The 429-nt window shown below is 61.1% G+C and carries 1 protein-coding gene; it reads right to left on the bottom strand.

The annotated features are described in order from the left end of the window. Positions 1 to 429, bottom strand: a 429-nt coding sequence (locus NNO02_RS23570; RefSeq protein ID WP_271455908.1) for a hypothetical protein, incomplete at both ends; no start/stop codon positions are given.

Genomic DNA, 429 nt, shown 5'->3' with positions numbered 1-429 from the left:
CGTCAAATCCAGCGAGGTGATGGTCGTCATCCTGGTCACCAGCCACCGCGCGTCATAACGCTTCATGAACAGCCGGTAGGACAGATACTTCAATGCTGGGATGTTCTTGGTCACCGGACTGGTGGTCGTGGTGTTGGTGTAGACGATGGCAACGGCATCCCGGCCGCTCAGCGATTCCACGGCAGCACCGGTGACCTCGGTATCGTTGGTAATCTTGGCCTGTTTGTTTGCTGCGGCGATCTGGTCGACGAATCTGCGGTACTGAGCCGCGAAATCACCGCTGAGGTAATTCGCGGCCCGATCGGCCAGGGTGTCCATGTTCTCCGGCGTGTAGGTCCACAACGTCGTGATCGCATTGGCGGCGGTCCGCGCGACCATGAGCTTGGTGGCCACCACGGCGCGCTCGGAGAGGTAGGGCTCCACCGTCGC

Origin of the sequence: Citrobacter sp. Awk 2 (genome assembly GCF_028069815.1) — a bacterium.
Taxonomy (GTDB): domain Bacteria; phylum Pseudomonadota; class Gammaproteobacteria; order Enterobacterales; family Enterobacteriaceae; genus Citrobacter.
Note: the sequence above shows the minus strand (reverse complement) of the source record. Positions and strands in the feature narration are given on the sequence as shown.